Source organism: Micromonospora sp. WMMD980, assembly GCF_029626035.1.
GTDB lineage: Bacteria > Actinomycetota > Actinomycetes > Mycobacteriales > Micromonosporaceae > Micromonospora.
Window position 1 is genome coordinate 1,033,192 of the sequence record NZ_JARUBE010000003.1, and the last position, 16,905, is coordinate 1,050,096.

At 73.4% G+C, this 16,905-nt stretch carries 10 protein-coding genes; 3 read left to right on the forward strand and 7 right to left on the reverse strand.

Going from position 1 to position 16,905, the window contains the following annotated elements; genetic code table 11:
• Positions 1-209: 209 nt before the first annotated feature.
• Positions 210-935: a class I SAM-dependent methyltransferase gene (locus O7618_RS05325; protein ID WP_278104830.1), complete on the reverse strand. Its 726-nt coding sequence runs from the start codon at positions 933-935 to the stop codon at positions 210-212.
• 146 nt (positions 936-1,081) lie between these two features.
• Here O7618_RS05325 and O7618_RS05330 point away from each other — a divergent pair, with 146 nt between their 5' ends.
• Entirely contained in the window at positions 1,082-1,285 is a 204-nt protein-coding gene (locus O7618_RS05330; protein WP_278104831.1) for a ferredoxin, read from the forward strand.
• Between the two features lie 138 nt (positions 1,286-1,423).
• On the opposite strand, the gene O7618_RS05335 is transcribed toward O7618_RS05330, so the two are convergent.
• Genes O7618_RS05335 through O7618_RS05355 form a run of 5 tightly spaced genes read right to left on the reverse strand, consistent with a single transcriptional unit; the run spans position 1,424 to position 12,857 of the window.
• A complete protein-coding gene (locus O7618_RS05335) occupies positions 1,424-3,151 on the reverse strand; it encodes an ABC transporter ATP-binding protein (protein ID WP_278104833.1) in 1,728 nt (575 codons plus the stop codon).
• Positions 3,148-4,875 carry an ABC transporter ATP-binding protein gene (locus O7618_RS05340; protein WP_278104834.1) on the reverse strand — a complete coding sequence of 576 codons (1,728 nt, stop codon included), beginning with the start codon at positions 4,873-4,875 and terminating at the stop codon, positions 3,148-3,150. Before O7618_RS05340 ends, O7618_RS05335 begins: the two co-directional genes overlap by 4 nt.
• Positions 4,872-11,375 carry a non-ribosomal peptide synthetase gene (locus tag O7618_RS05345; RefSeq protein WP_278104835.1) on the reverse strand — a complete coding sequence of 2,168 codons (6,504 nt, stop codon included), beginning with the start codon at positions 11,373-11,375 and terminating at the stop codon, positions 4,872-4,874. The genes O7618_RS05340 and O7618_RS05345 overlap by 4 nt, the downstream gene beginning before the upstream one ends.
• The gene (locus O7618_RS05350; protein ID WP_278104836.1) at positions 11,372-11,629 is read right to left on the reverse strand and encodes a 4-oxalocrotonate tautomerase family protein; all 258 of its coding nucleotides are present in this window, start codon (positions 11,627-11,629) and stop codon (positions 11,372-11,374) included. Before O7618_RS05350 ends, O7618_RS05345 begins: the two co-directional genes overlap by 4 nt.
• Before the next feature lie 10 nt (positions 11,630-11,639).
• Entirely contained in the window at positions 11,640-12,857 is a 1,218-nt protein-coding gene (locus O7618_RS05355; protein ID WP_278104837.1) for a DegT/DnrJ/EryC1/StrS family aminotransferase, read from the reverse strand.
• 209 nt (positions 12,858-13,066) lie between these two features.
• Here O7618_RS05355 and O7618_RS05360 point away from each other — a divergent pair, with 209 nt between their 5' ends.
• Both O7618_RS05360 and solA read left to right on the forward strand, forming a co-directional pair.
• Positions 13,067-14,149 carry an LLM class flavin-dependent oxidoreductase gene (locus O7618_RS05360; RefSeq protein WP_278104838.1) on the forward strand — a complete coding sequence of 361 codons (1,083 nt, stop codon included), beginning with the start codon at positions 13,067-13,069 and terminating at the stop codon, positions 14,147-14,149.
• Complete coding sequence (solA, locus tag O7618_RS05365; RefSeq protein ID WP_278104839.1) at positions 14,130-15,272, forward strand: N-methyl-L-tryptophan oxidase; 1,143 nt, start codon at positions 14,130-14,132, stop codon at positions 15,270-15,272. Before O7618_RS05360 ends, solA begins: the two co-directional genes overlap by 20 nt.
• Here solA and O7618_RS05370 read toward each other — a convergent pair.
• Positions 15,250-16,899 (reverse strand): AMP-binding protein, encoded by a 1,650-nt coding sequence (locus O7618_RS05370; protein WP_278104840.1) that lies wholly within the window; start codon positions 16,897-16,899, stop codon positions 15,250-15,252. The two genes, solA and O7618_RS05370, sit on opposite strands and share 23 nt — an antisense overlap.
• Between the last annotated feature and the right edge of the window lie 6 nt (positions 16,900-16,905).

A 16,905-nucleotide genomic window follows, 5' to 3' on the forward strand; every position in this document is an offset into this window, starting at 1 on the left:
GGATAGGTCCACTAGGTATACCAGTTAGTGAAAATGGTTGTCACCCCCGTTTGTCTGGGAAGTGGGAGCCTCGCGGTCGAACCGGCACGCCGTCGTCGACGTAGCCGAGCGGGCCGTCGCGGCGCGGTTCGACGTCACCGGGAGGGCGACGTCGACGCCGGGAACGAGCCCGGGGCGCGCGCAACGTAATGGGACCTGCCGACCCGGCGTCACCGGACCGCGGCGCGCACCACGTCCATCGGGCCGGGGACCGCGTCGAAGCCGGCCGCGGACAGTTCGACGGCCAGCGCCTCCGGTGACACGACGTACCACCGGTAGGCGGCGGTGACCTCACGTAAGAGCCGGTCGGCCTCGTCGAGCACCCGGTAGCGCATCCGCCACCTGATGGTGCCCGGCCCGTCCGGTTGCGCCGCGCCGCTGCCCACATAGGTGTGGGCACCCACCCGCACCGTCACGAACTCCGCCTCCGCGATCTCCACCGGCTCCGCCGGCGGCTGCGCGTTGACCACCAGCGGCGCGCCGTCCGCGAGCCGGTCGCGCAGCCGCCCCCACAACCGGCGACGGGCGTCGGGGTCCAGGTGCCCGATCATGTTCATCGCGATCGCGCCGCCGATCCGCTCCGGGAGCGGGGCGTCCTGCGCTCCGGCCGCCACCACCGTGACCCGCTCCCGCAGGTCCGGGACGGGACCGAGTCGGCCGAACAGGGCCGCGCGTTGGGCTGCTGACGGCTCGATCGCCAGGATGCGTGCGGCCGGCAACACCTCGGCGATGAGCAGGGTGCCGAGGCCGCTGCCCGCCCCCAGGTCGACGATGGGGCCGGCGTGCGGCGCCGCGCCGGCCAGCGCGGCCAGCACGGGCTCGCGCAGCGTCTGCCACGCGCCGAGACTGAACAGGTCGAGGAACTCGCCCGACTCGTGGTACTCGTCGCCGTTCATCCGTGCCCTTTCGTTGGGTCGTCGTCGAACGATCCGTGCCTCGATCGCCTGCTGAACGACAATCACTTCCGATACGAGATGCTCGCACGCCCTGCACCGCTGACCAAGTTCTGGTTAGTGGAATTCGTTGTCGATAGACTGCCGGCATGACCCGGCGGCTCGTCGTCGACGACACTCGATGCATCGGTGCGGGACAGTGCGTCCGATTCGCGCCGCAGGCCTTCGACCAGGATCAGGAGACGGGCACCGTGCTGCTGGTCAGCGCCGCCTTCGAGATGGACACCGGGGTCGCCGACGCAGTGGCGCTCTGCCCTTCGGGCGCGATCCGGTGGGCGGACGACATGACCTGACACGGCAACCTCGCCGCGTGACGGGGCCGTATTCATTCGCGACTGCGGGGCTCGCAGAACCGACTCGCTCCTCGCGCTCACCGGGGCCGTCTTCCGTTCGCGACTGCGGGGCTCGCAGAACCGACTCGCTCCTCGCGCTCACCGGCCGACGAGGCGCCACCCTTCGGCCGCCGTCCGGTCGCGCCAGAACGACGCGTACGTGCCACCGGCGTCGACCAGGTCGTCGTGCTTCCCGCGCTCGGCGATCATGCCGTCGCGCAGCACCAGGATCTGGTCGGCGGCCCGGACGGTGTGCAACCGGTGGGCGATCACCAGCAGGGTGGCCTGTCGGGACAGGGCGGCGACGGCGGTACGCACCGCCGCGTCGGCCTCCGGGTCCAGGGCTGCCGTCGCCTCGTCGAGCACCACGATCGGCGCGCGCTTGAGCAGGGCGCGGGCGATGGAGACGCGTTGGCGCTGGCCGCCCGACAGGGCCGTGCCGCCCTCGCCCACCGGGGTGTCCAGCCCGGACGGCAGGTCGGCCAGCACGTCGTCGAGGCCGGCGGTCGTGGCGGCGTCCCGGACCTCGTCGTCCGTCGCGTCCGCACGGCCGAGGCGGATGTTGTCGGCGAGAGTGCCGTCGAAGAGGTACACGTCCTGGAACACGAACGCGACGCGGGCCATGAGATCGGCGGGGGCGATGTCGCGTACGTCGACTCCGCCGATGCGCACGGTGCCGGCGTCGGTGTCCCAGAACCGGGCGAGCAGCCGGGCGACCGTGGTCTTGCCCCCACCGGACGGTCCGACCAGGGCTGTCATGCTTCGCTCGGGCAGGCGGAAACTGACGTCGCGCAGCACCGGCCGGTCGCCGTACGCGAAGTGGACGTCGTCGAAGGCCACCTCGGCGGACCCGGGCTGTCGAGGCTGGACGGGTTCGGGCAGGGTCGCGGCGTCCAGTACCTGGTTCACCGCGGCGAGCTGGTTACCCGCGAGGCGGAGCGAGGCACCCGACTCGGCGGCGGTGCCCAACGGCTCGCTCAGCCGGACGGCCAGCACGAGTACCGCGACCAGGGTGGCGGCGTCGAGCCGGCCGCCGAGCGCGAGGTGTACGCCGGCGAGCAGGACGACGCCGAGCAGCGCCCGGACCGCGAAGGCGAAGGCCACGATCCCCGGCACCGCCCGGCGCAGCAGGGCGTGATCGGTGCGGCTCTGCGCCACCAGGGCGTCGTCGAGCAGGCGGTGCTCACCCGCGGACCGGCCGAAGGCCCGCAGGAGCGGCTGTGCCTGTGCGTACTCGACGAGGCGGGCGGCGGCGTCGTCCATGGTCCGGTGTCGGTCGGCGTCGGCGCCGGCCACCGCGCGGTTGCTCGCCCGCAGCACCAGGACGAGCAGCGGCAGGGCGAGCACCACGGCCAGGCCCAGCCGTGGTTCGACGACCAGCAGCGTCACCCCCACCACGGTCGGGGTGACCACGGCGGTCACGACTGGACGCAGCAGGTGGGCCGGCACGTTCATCAGTTGCAGCACACTCTGGCTGGCGAGCCGACTGAGCTCGCCGGTGCGCTCCGGGGTGAACCAGCCCAGCGGCAATTGGATGATCTTTCCGCCCAGGCGCTCGTGCAGCGCCCGGGCGACGTCGCGGCCCAGCCCGAACGCCCGTTTCTGAGCCGTCCACGTCAGCGCCGCGAAGACCGCGACGGCGGCGGCGAATCCGGCCAGCCACGGCAGGGCCGCCGTGGGCCGGTCCCCGAGCACGGCGCGCAGCAGCGGGACGAGCAGGGCGTACGCTATGCCCTGCGCGGTGGCGGCGGCCACGGCCAGGACGACGAGCCGGCGCAGCGGGCCGGCGTGGGTGGGGCCGAGCGCGGCTGCCATGGCGCTGATCATCGAGTCTCCTCGGCGAGGGCGGGGACGGCGGTGGCCTCCTGGGCGTGCCACATGCGGGCGTAGCGGCCGCCGGCGGCGAGCAGGTCCTCGTGCCGGCCGCGTTCGACGACCTGCCCGCCGTCGAGGACGACGATCTGGTCGGCGGCGCGGATGCTGGCGAGACGGTGCGCGATGACCAGCATCGTCCGGCCGGCGGCGAGGGCGGACAGGGCCCGTTGGATCTGCGCCTCGGCGTGCGGGTCGGCGTACGCGGTGGCCTCGTCCAGGACCAGCACGGGCCGGTCGGCCAGCAGCAGCCGGGCGATGGACAGGCGCTGCGCCTCACCGCCGGAGAAGGTGACGTCCGTGCCGACCACCGCGTCGTACCCGCGCGGGTCGGCGACGATCCGGTCGTGGATCTGCGCCGCCGTGGCCGCCGCCTCGATCTCGGCCCGAGTGGCCTGCGGTCGCCCCAGCGCGATGTTCGCCGCCACCGTCGTGCGCAGCAGGGTCACCTCCTGTAGGACGAAGCTGACGGTGCGGTGCAGTGTCGCCGGATCGAGTCCGCGCAGGTCGACGCCGCCCAGGGTGATCCGGCCGGCGGCGGGGTCGTGGAAGCGGCCGATCAGCCGGGCGACCGTGGACTTGCCCGCCCCGGACGGCCCGACCAGCGCGGTGACGGTGCCCGGACGGAGTTCGAGGTCGACGCCGGACAACACGGTGGTGGTGCCGTCGTAGCTGAAGTCGACGGCGTGCAGCCGCATGGTGGTGTCGTGCGGGTCGGCCGCCGCGGCCCCGTTGTCCACCACGGGCGTGTCCAGCAGCGTGGCGACGTCGGCCGCGGCGCTCAGCCCGGTACGCAACGCCTGCAGGTGCCGGCCGATGGTGGCGACGGGGCCGGCCAACGCGGGTGCGAGCAGCACGAAGGCCACCAGTGCCGCCGGTGACAGGAGGCCGGCCGCCGCGGCGGGCACCCCGGCGGCCAGGACCACCACCAGCACGACCGGGGCGGTCACCACCAGTTGCGACGCGGTGGTGATCCCGGTGGTGCCGGCCGCCCAGGCGGTGAAGAAGTCGCTGAACGCGTCCGAGGCGGTGCGGAACCGGCGGTGCGCCACGCCGGCGCGCCCGAAGGTCTTCAACACCGCGATGCCGTCGACGAACTCGACCGCCGCGTTGTTGATCTCCGCTGCGGCGCGGCCGTAGGCGGCCATCTTCGGTCCGGCGCCGGTCATCGCCCGCCGGAACAGCAACGCACCGACGATCGTCGGCGCCAGGGCCAGCAGGGCGAGCCACGGGTTCACCGTGAGCAGGAAGACCAGCGCCACCAGCGGCGTCACCACCGCCGCCGTGACGTCGAGGGCGGTGTGCGCCACCAGGTAGTGCATGGCCTGCACGTCGTCGTGCACCGCCTTCTTCACCTGACCGGAGCCCCGGCCGGCGTACCAGGACAACGGCACCCGGCCGAGCCGATCGGCCAGGACGCGGCGCAGCCGTAGTTGCAAGGCGTTGTCGGCGAGGTGGGTCAGCACCGTGGCCGCGGCGGCGAGCAGAACGCTGAGCAGCGCCGCGACCACGGCGAGCACCGCCAGGCTCCGGACGCCGGCCGGGTCCGGTGCCCTCCGCAGGAGCCGGTCGCCGATCACCGCCATGGCGATGAGCACGCCGGCGCCGGCCGCGCTGGACAGTGCCTGGAGGAGTACGGCGAGGACCAACAGGCCGCGGACGGGGCGCAGGATCGTCATAGTGATCCGAAATCGTAGTCGTTTTCAATCAGGGCAGACAGCTCGATCGCCAGGTCCGTCACCGTCGGCGCGGCCAGGAACCGCGCGATCGGCACGTCGACTCCCCAGCGTTGGCGGATCGCGGCGACGAGCCGCAGCGCGGCAACGCTGTCCCCGCCCAGCGCGAAGAAGTTCGCCGCCCGGTCGTCCACCCGGTCATCGAGCAGGTCGGACCAGATCCCGGCCAGCGCGGTCTCGACCGGACCGGTAGGCGGCGCGGCGGACGCCGCCACCCCGCGCGCCGCGTCGTGCTGCAACGCGGCCCGGTCGACCTTGCCGTTGGCGGTCAACGGCAACGACGGCAGCACCGCGACGGCGGCCGGCACGGCATACGCCGGCAGCCGTTCGGCCAGGAACGCCCGCAGCCCGTCGGCGACCGTCGTCGGGTCGGCGTCGCCGGCCTCGACGAAGGCGTGCAGGCGGCGCCGGGTGCGCTCGCCGACGGCCACCACGGCGGCCCGACCCGATCCCGGGTACGCCTCGCAGGCGGCCTCGATCTCGCCCAGCTCGATCCGGTGCCCACCGACCTTGACCTGGTGGTCGGCCCGGCCCAGGAACTCCAACGTCCCGTCCGGCCAGTAGCGTCCGAGATCCCCGGTCCGGTACCACCGGCCGGCGGCGTCCTCGACGAACTTCTCCGCGGTCCGCTCCGGGTCACCGCGGTAGCCGAGCGCCACGCCGTGACCGCCGATCCACAACTCACCCGGCACCCAGTCCGGTCGGTCCCGGCCCGCGTCGTCCACCACCCGGTAGGTCTGGTTGGCCAGGGGAAAGCCGTAGGGCACCGAACGCCAGTGCGTCGGCACCGCGGCCACCTCGAGGGCGTTCGACCAGATCGACGCCTCGGTGGCCCCGCCGAGCGCGACCAGAGCGGCCGGACCGTCCGGCCGGTGCGCCGTGGCCCGGGTGAACCGCTCCGGCAGGTCGAGGCCGACCCAGTCCCCGGAGACCAGCGCCAGGCGCAGACCCGGAGGCAGCGGCTCCGGCTCGGCCGCCACCAGCAGCATGTCCAGCAGGGTCGGCACGGTGTTCCAGAGGGTGACCCGGTGATCGCGGACGAGGCTCAGCCAGCGTGCCGCGTCGCGACGCTCATCCTCCGCCGGCAACACCAGCGCCCCGCCGGCACCGAGCACGCCGAAGATGTCGTACACCGACAGGTCGAAGTCCAGGGCGGACAGGGCCAGCACACGGTCGTGCGCCCCGACGCCGAAGCGTGCGTTGACGTCGGCGCAGGTGTTGGCCGCGGCGTCGTGGGCGACCTCGACCCCCTTCGGGGCGCCGGTCGACCCGGAGGTGAAGATGACGTACGCCGGCTCGTCCGGCCCCCGCTCCACCGGGGCGGGCAGCGGCTCGGCGGCAGCCACCTGCGCCAGTGCCGGCGCGTCGAGCACGAGCACGGCCCGGCTGTCCCGGTAGCACCGGTCCCGGCGCAGGGCCGGCTGTTCCACGCCCACCGGGACGTAGACCGCTCCGGCGGCGAGCACGCCGAGCACGGCGACAACCTGATCGGGCCCCTTCGGCAGGGTCACCGCGACCGCGTCGCCCGGCCGCACGCCGCGTTCACGCAGACCGGAGGCGACCCGCAGGGCCTGGTCGGCCAGCGCGCCGTGGGTCAGCTCACCGACGCCGTCCGGGCCGTGCCAGATCACCGCGATGCGGTGCGGATGGTCCCGGGCCGAGTCGAAGAAGGCATCGTGCAGCCGGCGCCGCGGGATCGGCGCCGCGGTGTCGTTGACCCGCGACCGGGTCGCCCGCTGCGCCGCCGGTAGCAGGTCGGGCAGCGGAGCCTCCCAGTCGGCGCCGGCGAGCCGATCCAGCAACTCCGTGTACGCCCCGAACATGTCGTCGAGCACCCCGGGGACGAACAGGTCGTCGACCGCGTCCCAGGTGACCTGCAGACCGCCGCGGGACTCCAGGACCTGGTTGTCGAGACTCACCTGCGGCGACTGCGAGACACCCCACACCTCAGGTGGGAAGCCGTCGGAGCGGTCCATCGACACCCCGTCCCCGACCCCGATCGCGCTGGTGAACACCACCGGCATGGCCTCCATGCTGCCGGTGCTGCGGGCCAGCCGGCGCAGGAGCCAGGCCGGACTGATCTCGCGGTGGTCGAGGTCGGCGCCCATCCGGGCGTGCAGGGCGGTGACGTCGGCGAGGAAACCGCCGCCGGCCGGGCGGTAGTCGGCCAACGACAGGGTGGTGAAGTCGCCCAGCACCCGGTAGATGTGCGGGTGCACGTCACGCCGGTTGAACAGGGTGAGCGTGACGGTCAGGTCGCGGCGGGCGCTCCAGGCGCCGAGCACCTCCGCGTACGCCGCCAGCAGCACCGTGGACGGGGTGACCCCGTGCTGGCGGGCCTGCGCCCGCAGCGCGGACCACCGGTGTGCCGGCAGTTGGTGGCGGCGGCGGGTGAACCGGGGCCGGGACACCTCGGACGGGTGGCGCACGGTGGGCAGCTGCGGTGCCGGCGGCAGGTCGACCAGTCGGGCTTCCCAGTAGCGCTGGTCGCGGAGCTCGGCCTCCGGATCGGGACGGACCTGGAGGAGGTAGTCGCGGAACGACACGTCGATCGCCGGCAGCTCGGCGTCGGGATCGCGGTAGAGCCTGTCGAGTTCCGTGTAGAGAGTCATGATCGACAGGGCGTCGAAGACGATGTAGTCGAGCCCGACCGCGAGCCTGGTGCGCTGCCGGCCGTCCCGCCGGTAGCGCACCGCGGCGAGGTCGAACAGCGGCCACCGGGTGAGGTCGGTGAGCTGGTGCGAGCGGGTGGCCCGCATGCTCTCCAGCGCCGCGGTCGGATCGTCGCCGACATCGGCCACGGCGATCTCGACCGGCGGCGCCGTGGCGAGGATGCGCTGGGCATCCGCGCCGTCGAAGACCGCGCGCAGCATCTCGTGCCGTTCGACCAGTCGCTGCCAGGCGGCGCGGAGCCGGTCGAGGTCCAGGTCCGCGCCGTCGAACTCGGTGTACTGCCAGGTACCCACCCCGCCCAGTGGCAGCCGGTCGTCGCGGCCGACGAAGTAGGCCCGCTGCACGTCTGTCGGTGGGAACGGCTCATGCCGGCGCGCCGGGTCACCGGTCACCACCGTCGTCCGGGTGTCGGCGCCGCGCCGCAGGTCGGCGGCGAAGTCGGCGAGAGTCGGCCGGGTGAACAGCGCGGCGAGCCGGGCACCGGACAGGCCCGCGGTCCGCAGCCGCACCAGCAGTCGGGTGGCGAGCAGCGAGTCCCCGCCGAGGGCGAAGAACGAGTCGCCGCGGCCCACCTCCGGCACGTCCAGCAGATCGGACCAGGCGGCGGCCACGAGCGCCTCGATCTCGCCGCGGGGCGGCCCGCCGGTGCGGGTCGCCCGCCGATCGCCGGCCACCGAGTCGAGCAGGAGGCGCAGCCGCGCCCGGTCGACCTTGCCGTTGGCGGTGAGCGGCAGTGCGGGCAACGCCGTGACCGTGTCGCAGCGCATGTGCTCGGGCAGCCGCTCCGCGAGCCAGGCGTCGAGGTCCGCCGGCAGCGGCGCGGCGGTGACGACGGCGGCGGCCAGTCCGGTGGCGGTCACCACCGCGACCGCGTGCTCCACCTCCGGGTGTGCCGCCAGCGCGGCCTCGATCTCGCCGAGCTCGATCCGGTGGCCGCGCACCTTGACCTGGTGGTCGGCTCGCCCGAGGAACTCCAGCAGACCGTCGGGCCGGTAGCGGGCCAGGTCGCCGCTTCGGTACCAGCGGGTGCCGGCGTGCGTGACGAACCGTCCCGCGGTGCGCTGCGGATCGCCCCGGTAACCCTCGGCCACGCCGGCGCCACCCACCCACAGTTCGCCGGTCACCAGGTCCGGTCGGTCGCGGCCGTCGGCGTCGGTGACCCGGCACACGACGTTGTCCAGCGGAGTGCCCCACGGCATCGACGGCCAGGCGGGATCCACCTGGTCCACGTCGAACACGGTGGAGTGGATGGCGGCCTCCGTCATCCCGCCGAGCGCCGCGAAGCGACAGTCCGGCGCCGATCGACGCAGCCGGGCCGGCAGGTCGAGGCCGACCACGTCGCCGCCGAGCAGTACGGCGCGCAGCGTGGGCGCCGGCCGTCCGGCGCCGGCGACGAGGAGCATGTCCAGCAGCGCCGGCACGGTGTTCCACACGGTGACCCCGTACGCGGTGACCAGGTGCCACCACGCGGCCGCGTCCCGCCGCTGGTCCTCGGCGACCAGCACCAGCGCGCCACCGGCGGTGAGCAACCCGAACGTGTCGTAGACGGACAGGTCGAACTCCAGCGCCGACAGCGTCAGCACCCGATCGGCAGGGCCCACGCCGAAGCGCCGGTTCAGGGCGAGCACCGTGTTCATGGCGGCGGCGTGACTCACCTCCACGCCCTTCGGCTCGCCGGTCGAGCCCGACGTGAACAGGACGTAGGCGACCGCACGCGGGTCGGACGGTGCGGGTGCGAGCGGCGCGTAGCCGTCGGCGGCGCTCAGCAGCAGCGGCGTGACGCCCTCCGCGTCGGTGACCGCCTCCTGGTGTGCCGGGTCGGTCAGCGCGACCCGGGCTCCGGCCGCCGCGTGGATCAGCCGCCGTCGGTGCGGCGGCTGGTCGATGCTCACCGGTAGGTACGCGGCACCACAGGCGAGTACGGCCAGCGCGGCGACCACCTGGGCGGCCCCCTTCGGCAGGGTGATCACGACCAGGTCGCCCGGGCGTACCCCTTCGGCGTCCAGCAGCGCGCGGAGGCGCAGCGCCCGATCGGCGAGATCGCCGTAGGTGACCTCCCGCCCGGCGTCGATCAGCGCGGTCCGCTCGGGCGTGGCTTGCGCGTGGGCGAAGAACCCGTCATGCAGGCCGGCCGCCGGCCACGGGGCGACGGTGGCGTTGACCCGTTCCCGGACGGCCAGCTGCCCCGGTGGCACCAGCGCGCCGACCGGCCGCCGCCAGGCCTCGTCGTCGTCGGTCAGCGCGTCGACCAGGCCGCGGTAGACGGAGAACGCGGCCTCGGCGACGCCGTCGGCCAACACGTCCAACCGCACGTCCCAGTTGAGCAGCAGCCCGCCGTCAAGTTCGGTCACCTGGGCGTCGAGCCACACCTGCGGGCCCTGCGAGATGATCCACGACGGAGCGCCGAAGGTCTGCTGCATCGACTCGCCGTAGATCTCGCCCAGACCCAGCGCGCTGGTGTAGACGACCGGCGCCAGCACCGGGCTCCCGGCCCGCCGGGACAGGTCACGCAGCACCTCCACGCCGGCGTACGCGCCGTGACCGATGGCCGCCCGCAGGTCGGCCTGCACCCGGGTGGCCCGTTCGGTGAACGGCGGCCGGCCGGTGGTGTCCACGTCGAGCAGCACCGAGCTGGAGAAGTCACCCACCAGGAGATCGGCGCCGTCGACCAGCGGCTCGCGAGCGAACAGCGGCAGGTTGAGCAGGAACCGCCGGTCGTCGCTGAACGCGCCGATCACCTCCGCGAACGCGGTGGCCAGCGCCGCGGCGGCGGTCACGCCGTGCGCGGCGGCCCGGCGCAGCAGCCGCTCCCGGCGCGCCGGAGCCAGCCAGTGGTGCAGCCGGACGCTGCGCGCGACCGCACCGGGACGGCCGGCGTCGGGGCGGATCGGCAGCTGTGGGCCGGCGGGAAGCTCGTCGAGGCGCCGCGTCCACCAGGCGCGGGCCCGCTCCCGGGCCACCCCCACCGAATCCCGGTGCGCGGCCAGGTACTCCGGGAAACTCGCCGTGATCGTGGGCAGGCCGGCTTCCGGGTCGTGGTACAGCGTGTGCAGGTCGCCGAGCAGGATCCGCATGCTCAGCGCGTCGGCGACGAGCATGTCCAGGTCGACGTGCAGCCGGGTGGCGCCGCCGGGCAGCAGGCTCAGCGCGACCGTGAACACCTCGCCGTTCTCGACGTCCATCCGCCGGTGCGTGTAGTGCGCGCGCAGGCGGTCGAGCTCCCGGTCGACCTGGTGCGCGCCGGTCAGGTCGTGCACGACCAGTGGGGTACGGGCCGCGGCGGCGATGCGCTGGCGGCCCTCCGCGTCGAACCGGGCCCGCAGCATGCCGTGCCGGGCGGTGACCGCGGCGAGCGCGGCACGCAGCCGGTCGGGGTCGACGGCATGACCGTCGAACTCGACGTAGAAGTGGGCGGCGACGCCCCCGAACGGTTGCTCGTCCTGCCGGCCGATCCAGTAGGCGTACTGCATCGTCGCGAGCTCGAACGGCGCGGACGGGTCCACCGGGGCGGGCGGCGGCGACGGCGCGGCCGCCGGGCCGGACAGCGCCCTGTCCCAGCCCGCCAGGGTCGGTTCGGCGACGAGGTCCTCGAAGGTGACGTCGTGCCCCGCCCGTCGTAGCTGCGCGACCAACCGGATCAGGGTCAGCGAGTCCAGACCGGCGCCGAACAGGTCGGTGTCGTCGGCCAGCGAGCCCGGGTCGACCCGGAGCGCGGCGGCGAGTTCGGCGCGGATGGCGGCGGAGTCCACCGGACCGGCAGCGACCGTCATCGCGACGACCCCGGGGCGTCGGCGTCGACGGGGGCCGCGACGACGGGGTCGGCGTCCGCGGCGCCCGGCGGGGTCCCGGGGACGCCGCCCACGCCCCAGCGCTGGGCCGGAGCGCCGGTCAGCACGATCCACGTCTGGTCGCGCACCGCCGGGCCGAGCACCTCGCTCACGGCGTCGGTGAGCCGGGCGATGAGCGCCTCCTGCACCGGCGGGGTGAGGCGCTCCTCGAAGATGCGGACGTCGATGAAGGGCATGGCACTCCATTCAGGAGAGATCGGACAGCGCCTCGTCGAGGGCGCCGGTGAGGTAGTCGACCTGGGAGTCGGTCAGTCCGGGGTGGCACGGCAGGTTGACCTGTTGCTCGAACCAGAGCTGCTCGGCGCGGGGGCACTCGCCGGAGCGGTGACCGCGCTGACGCCATTCCGGGGTCAGGTGCTGCGGGAAGTAGCGCAGCTGGATCTCGACGGCCCGCTGGTCGAGCGTCTTCACCAGGTGTTCTCGGGCGGCGGCGCCCGCCTCGACGAACATCGTGTAGAGGTGGTAGGCGTGCGCCACCCCGGCTGGAGGCCGGTGCAGCCGGATCCCGTCGTGGCGAGCGAGACAGTCGTCGAGCCGTGCCGCGATGTGCCGGCGGCGGGCCGAGAACTCCGGCAGGCGGGCCAGTTGCACCGTGCCGGCGGCGGCGGCGACCTCGGACATGGTGGCGTTCGTTCCCGGGTGCCGAACGTCGGCGTACTCGTGTGTGTAGATCTCCTCGGAGTAGCGCATCCACGGCAACAACGGCGTCGGCGGCACCCGCGAGACAAACGGGCCGACGACGGCGTCGGCCTTGTTCGAACGGATGCGGTCCAACCTTTCGTACCATTCGTCGCGGTCGAACGTCAGCATTCCTCCCTCGCCCAGCGTGGTGAGGTTCTTGGAGCTGTGGAAACTGAAGCAGCCGATATCGGCAAGTGCCCCGGGGCGTCGGCCGTGGTATTCCGCCCCCAGCGCGTGCGCGCAGTCCTCGATGACGATCGCGCCGTGCGCGTGCGCGGCCGCGAGAATGCGCTCCATCGCGACCGGCAGGCCGCCGTAGTGCACCACGATCACCGCGGCGGTGCGATCGGTGACGGCGGCTTCGACGGCAGCCGGGTCGATGTTGAGCGTGTCCGGTTCGACGTCGCAGAACCGGACCCGCACGTCGCGGGCCAGCAGCGGTTGCACCGTGGCGGCGAACGTCTGCGGGGTGGTGACCACCTCGTCCCCGGGTCGCAGTCCGGCCAGGTGAACGGCGAGTTCGAGGGCCACGGTGCCGCTGGTCACCGACAGGGCGTGCCGGCATCCGACGTGTTGGGCGAACCGCTGTTCGAACTCGGCGCGCCACCGCCCGCCGGACAGCGCGCCGTCCGAGTCGACCAGCTCGGCGACGGCGGTCAGCTCGGCGGGGCCTACGACGCTGCCGCGCGCCGGGAATGGGACCCGGTAGTCACGTTCCATCATGGATGTCAGCCTCCTCCAAGCGGCGAAGATACAGGACGGCCCGCGTATTCGATAATGTGAATAGCCCCCCTGGGCGTTTTCTTTCCAGCCTTGACAAGCGCATTGTCCAATGCGCTGCGAGTGTGTTCTAGCCGATATTCCGGCGGTCTCCTCATTGACTTGTCGGGCGTATGGCATTTCACTGGTCAGGTCTGTGAGAGAGGATTTCCATGCAATTCGGTGTTGGCTTCTTCCCGGTGCTGGACCCGGCTGAGAAAAGCGCGAGCCAGTGGTACGACGAGAGCCTCCGGCTGGCCGTGCGCGCGGAGGAGTTGGGCTACGAGCACGTCCAGGTGGTCGAGCACTACTTCACCGCGTACGGCGGCTACAGCCCCGACCCGGTGACCTTCCTGACCGCGGTGGCGGCACGCACGCGGCGGATCCGGGTGACGACCGGGGCGGTGGTCCCGGCCTTCACCCACCCGGTTCAGCTCGCCGGCAAGCTGGCGATGCTCGACAACCTGTCGCACGGCCGGCTCGACGTCGGGTTCGGCCGCGCCTTCCTGCCGGAGGAGTTCGCCGCCTTCGGGGTGCCGATGAGCGAGAGCCGGGCGCGGTTCGCCGAGGGCGTCGAGGCCTGCCGGCGGCTGTGGACGGAGGAGGAGGTCGTCTGGTCGGGGACGTTTGCCCGGTTCGGGCCGCTGACGATGCTGCCGCGGCCGTACCAGCGTCCGCACCCGCCGATCTTCGTGGCCTCCACGACCAGCGCCGAGTCCTGCGCGGCGGCGGGCCGGGCCGGCTACCACCTCCAGGTCGTGCCGACGGTGACCTCGCGGGAAGGGCTCCAGGAGATGCTCGCCGCGTATCGGCACGAGCGCGCCGCGGCCGGTCACGGCCCGGGCCGCATCCAGTTGAAGTACACCTGCTACCTGGCCGAGGACGCCGCCGAGGCGCTGGCGGCGGGGCGGCGCTGGGAACAGAACTACATCGAGAAGATGACCGCTGCGATCGCGTCCTGGGCCACCACGAGCAGCGCCGACTACCCCGGCTACGAGCAACTGGTCGACAAGGTGCGCCGGTACGACTTCGACGCCTCGCTGGCCGGGCACAAGGTCCTCGCCGGCAACCCCGCGCAGGTACGCGAGCAGCTCGCCGTCGTCGCCGACTGGTTCGGCCGCGATGTGACGGTGTGCCTGCAGGTCAATCCGGGTGGCACGACGGAGGTGGAGGCGGAGCGCACGCTGCGCCTGTTCGCCGAGGAGGTCGCGCCGCACGTCGTCACGGGACCGGCCGATGCGCTCACCGGACGCTGAGGTCGCGGTCGTCGGGCTGGGCGCGTTCGGTGCGGCGTCACTCTGGCAACTGGCGGAGGCGGGCGTCAGCGTGATCGGGCTCGACCGGTACGAGCCGGGCCACGGGTACGGCTCCTCGCACGGCGGCACGCGCATGTTCCGGACGGCCTGCCTCGAGCACCCGGGCCTGGTGCCGCTGGCCCGGCGCTCCGGGCAGCTCTGGCAGGAGTTGTCGGCGCGCGCCGGTGAGACGCTGTTCGCGCCGACCGGCGGGGTGCTGATCGGCCCGCGGGACGGGCACGTGGTGGCGGGCACGCTCGCCGCGGCCCGGCAGCACGACATCGCGGTCGAGGTGTGGGACGCGGCCACGCTCGGGGCCCGGCTGCCCCGACACGCCGGCCTGGCCGCGCACCACGTGGCGGTGTGGGAGCCGGCCGCCGGGCTGATCCCGCCGGAGGCGGCGATCCGGGCCGCCGTCCGGGTGGCCGGCGAACTGGGCGCCCAGGTACGGACCGGCACGCGGGTGTCGGCGATCGAGCTGGTCGACGGCGGCGCGTTCGTGCACACCACGACGGACCGGATCGCCGTGCGCCAGGTGGTTGTCGCGGCCGGAGCCTGGCTGCCCGGGCTGGTGCCGGGGCTGACGGTACGGGTGCTGCGGGTGCCGATCACCTGGTTCCGACCCGCCGATCCGAGCGCCTCCGGGTACGACCTGGCCGCTGTGCCGGTGTTCATCCGTGAGCTGGACGACGGCGCCTGCCTGTGGGGACACGGCGCGCACACCGACGGCGAGCTGAAGCTCGGTCTGGAGGATGTGGGAACCGCGATGCGCACGATGGACCCCGACGGTGACGACCGGCGGGTGACTCCGGCCGACTGGCGGGAGCTGGCCGACCGGCTCGCCGTGGCGCTGCCGGGGCTGGCACCGGAGCCGTCGCGGGCGGCGGTCTGCATGTATCCGCTGACTCCGGACCGGCAGTTCCTGCTGGGCCGGCCGGGCCACGACCCTCGGCTGGTGGTGGCGGGCGGCGACAGCGGCCACGGCTTCAAGCACGCGACCGCGATCGGAGAGGTGGTCGCGGACTTGGTCAGACGACGTGCGCCCCGGGTGCCGGTCGCCTTCATGCATCCGGACCGCTGGTGATCCGGGTCGCGAGCGCCTTCTTGTCGATCTTGCCAACCGCGGTGAGCGGCATCGCCGTCTCGAAGCGGATCCGGTCCGGAAGCTTGTACGCGGCGAGCCCGCGCCCCCGCAGGAAGCCGGTCAGGTCGGCCAGGGACGGCCGGTCGTCCGGGCAGACCAGCACCGCGACCGGCGCCTCGCCCCACTGGGCGTCGGGCACGCCGACCAGGGCCGCCTGCCGGACCAGCGGATGGGCGAGCAGATGACCCTCCACCTCAGTCGCGGCGATCTTCTCGCCACCGCGGTTGATCTGGTCCTTGACCCGTCCCACGACGTTGAGGTGTCCGGACGGCAGCCGGCGGACCAGGTCGCCGGTGCGGTAGAAGCCGTCCGGGGTGAACGACGCCTCGGCGGCGGCGTCGGCCCGGTAGTAGCCACGCAGCGTGTACGGCCCGCGGGTGAGCAACTCGCCGACGTCGCCCTCGTCGACGGGGCTGCCGTCGATCGGGTCGACCACGCGCACCTCGTCCGCGGGCGAGCATGGGCGGCCCTGGGTGGTGCAGATCAGGTCGGCCGGGTCGTCGAGGCGGGTGTAGTTGATCAGCCCTTCCGCCATGCCGTAGACCTGCTGCACCGCCACTTGAAGGGTGGGGGTGAACCGGCGGGCCAGGTCGTCGGCCAGTCGGGCGCTGCCGACCTGGACGAAGCGCAGGCTGGACAGGTCGGCTCCGCTGTCGGCGTGCTCGGCGAACCAGTGGGGCACCAGCGGTGGGTTGATCGAGGTGAAGGTGACCCGTTCGCGGGCGATGAGCCGGAACGCGGTGGCCGGGCTGGGATTCGGAGCGATCACCACGGTCCCGCCCGACATCAGCGTGCCGAGCACCCCCGGGCAGGCAAAGGTGAAGTTGAAGGCGATCGGCAGGATCGCGAGATAGACGTCTTCCGGCGTCAGCCCGCACACCTGCGCTCCGGCGCGGGCGTTGTAGGCGTAGTCGTCGTGCGTGCGGGGGATCAGTTTCGGCAGGCCGGTGGTCCCGCCGGAGAGCAGCAGCAGCGCGAGGTCGCCGGCCGCCGGGCCGTCGTCGCTGCCGACTGCGGGCACCGCTCCCGTCAGGTCCCGGTAGGCGGTGAAGCCACTGTCTCCGGGGTCGCCCACCACGACCACGTGTTCGAGTGGCTCGTCGAGGTCACGCCGCTCGGCCCGGATCCGCGCGGCGAGCGCCCGGTAGTCGAACCCGAGGTGGCGGTCGGCGATCACGTAGCCGGCCGCCCCGGAGAGCGCCGCCAGGTGGGCGATCTCGGCGTATCGGTGACCGGGCATGGCGTGCACCGGCACCGCTCCCAGACGCTGCAGGGCGAACCACACCTCGACGAACTCGGCCCGGTTGGGCAGCTGCACGACGACGCGGTCGCCGCGGCGCAGCCCGAGCCGGCGCAGCCCGGCGGACACCCGGTCGACGGCGTCGTCGAGCTGTCGGTAGGTCCAGCGCCGTTCGCCGTCGACAAGTGCGGTGCGCCCGGCGTGCCTGGTGGCCCACTCGTGCAGCAGGTCGCCGAAGGGTGCGCCGGTCCAGTACCCGGCCGATCGGTACCGCTCGGCGTCGGTCTCGGACCATCCGGTCCACTCCGGACGGTGGAGCTGGGTCATCTGTGA